Below are 2,197 nucleotides of genomic sequence, written 5' to 3'. Positions count from 1 at the left end.
GACACGCCCCTCGACGTCCGCGAGCGGCGCATCGTCGGGGGACAGTTCCCTGCATCGCAGCCGGTCGAGGATCGGTCCGTCGTTCTCGTTGTGAGCGGAGACGTAGTCGGTGACGGCGCGGCGCACCATCTCGTCCTCCGTGAGGTCGGCGCCCGGCGGGGAGAACATCTGGGCGCCGAAGACGACGAGGACGAGCACCACCAGGACCGCGAGGGCCCCCAGGAAGGGCCCTGTGCTGCTACTGGTGGGACCGTCGGGATCCGGATCGGGATCGGGATCGGGTTCGGGGGCTCCGCGCTTGGCCATGCGCTCGATCCTAGTGGGAACGAGATCATTGCTTGTCACGACCACATTTGCCCTGAAAACCCTCTCGAGGTAGGAATTGGGGCATGGCCACCACGCAGCTCGTTCGACGCCTCGCCGTCGACCTGTGTCGTATGGGTGCCCACATGTGTTGTCGCTGAAGCGATTCGTTCGACGGCTCGATTCATCCTCTTTCGCCGTCATCCCCGCGCGACCTGCGCCCGGCCCACTGAGGGCAGCCTTAATTTAAGCTGGATATGTCCGTCCGCACACCGAAGAGGTAGTTGATCCCCTGATGACCGATCAGACTCGTCCCCTTCGCGTCGCGATCGTCGGTGCCGGTCCCGCCGGTATCTACGCCGCCGATGCGCTCATGAAGTCCGACACTGCGCAGGATCCCGGGGTCAGCATCGACCTGTTCGAGCGCATGCCGGCACCGTTCGGCCTGATCCGTTACGGTGTCGCTCCCGATCATCCGCGCATCAAGGGCATCATCACCGCCCTGCACAAGGTGCTCGACAAGCCGCAGATCCGGTTGCTCGGCAACCTCGACTACGGCACCGACTTCACCCTCGACGACCTCCAGCGTTTCTACGATGCGGTGATCTTCTCCACCGGCGCGAACGCGGACCGCGCGCTGAACATCCCCGGCATCGACCTCGACGGCAGCTACGGCGCCGCCGACTTCGTGTCCTGGTACGACGGTCACCCCGACGTGCCGCGCACCTGGCCGCTCGAGGCCGAGAAGGTCGCCGTCCTCGGTGTCGGCAACGTCGCTCTCGACGTCGCCCGCGTGCTCGCCAAGACCGGCGACGAGCTGCTGCCGACGGAGATCCCGCCGAACGTCTACGAGGGCCTGAAGAACAACAAGGCCGTCGAGGTGCACGTCTTCGGTCGCCGTGGCCCGGCGCAGGCCAAGTTCACGCCGCTCGAGCTGCGCGAACTCGACCACTCCCCGACCATCGAGGTCATCGTCGACCCCGAGGACATCGACTACGACGAGGCCTCCGAACAGGCCCGCCGCAACTCCAAGCAGGTCGACATGGTCGCCAATACCCTGCAGGACTGGGCGATCCGCGACGTGGGCGACCGCCCGCACAAACTGTTCCTGCACTTCTTCGAGTCCCCGCACGAGATCCTCGGTGAGGACGGCAAGGTCGTCGGGCTGCGCACCGAGCGCACCGAACTCGACGGCACCGGCAACGTCCGCGGCACCGGGAAATTCCGCGATTGGGACGTCCAGGCCGTCTACCGCGCGGTCGGCTACCTGTCGCAGAACATCGCCAAGCTGCCCTTCGACGAGCAGGCCGGCACCGTGCCCAACGAGGCCGGTCGTGTGCTCGCCGACGAGGCGACCGAGGGCCCGGACCGGTTCCTGCCGTACACCTACGTCACCGGCTGGATCAAGCGCGGCCCCGTGGGCCTGATCGGCCACACCAAGGGCGACGCGAACGAGACCGTCGCGAACCTGCTCGAGGATCGTGCCGCCGGTCGTCTGAACGACCCGGAGGATCCGTCCGAGGACGCGATCGTGAAGTTCCTCGAGGACAAGCAACTGCCGTACACCACCTGGCAGGGCTGGTACCGCCTCGACGCGCACGAGCGCAGCCTCGGTGAGGCCGAGGGCCGCGAGCGGGTCAAGGTCGTCGAGCGCGAGGACATGTTCCGCGCGAGCGAGCCGCACAAGTCGTGATCTGCGCCTGAGCCCGACGACCGAGGGAGGGACCCGTCCGTGCGGACGGGTCCCTCCCTCGCATTCCGGGCTCAGGCGAACAGGACCGCTCCCAGCCACACCGAGGCCGCGACGAGTCCGCCGAACAACTCGACGAGCATCGACAACGCGACGGCCTTGGTGGCCGCCACGGTCGAGACCCACGCGTCGCGATGAGTGCGG

At 67.2% G+C, this 2,197-nt stretch carries 2 protein-coding genes and 1 pseudogene; 1 reads left to right on the top strand and 2 read right to left on the bottom strand.

From position 1 onward, the window contains the following. The coding region (locus tag R1101_RS0121855; RefSeq protein ID WP_016935370.1) for an Rv0361 family membrane protein at nt 1–306 on the bottom strand (306 nt) is incomplete at its 3' end. 292 nt (nt 307–598) lie between these two features. Between R1101_RS0121855 and R1101_RS0121850 the strand changes: the two genes are divergently transcribed. Beyond that, nucleotides 599–1,996, top strand: a complete 1,398-nt coding sequence (locus R1101_RS0121850) for an FAD-dependent oxidoreductase (RefSeq protein ID WP_016935369.1) — start codon at nt 599–601, stop codon at nt 1,994–1,996. A 71-nt stretch (nt 1,997–2,067) separates the two neighbouring features. Here the strand turns inward: R1101_RS0121850 and R1101_RS30050 are convergent. Then, nucleotides 2,068–2,197 (bottom strand): annotated as a pseudogene (locus tag R1101_RS30050) (DUF456 domain-containing protein); the annotation flags it as partial.

It is taken from the genome of Rhodococcus sp. R1101 (assembly GCF_000278445.1).
GTDB classification, from domain to species: domain Bacteria; phylum Actinomycetota; class Actinomycetes; order Mycobacteriales; family Mycobacteriaceae; genus Rhodococcus; species Rhodococcus gordoniae.
This window is presented reverse-complemented; position numbering and strand designations above follow the sequence as displayed.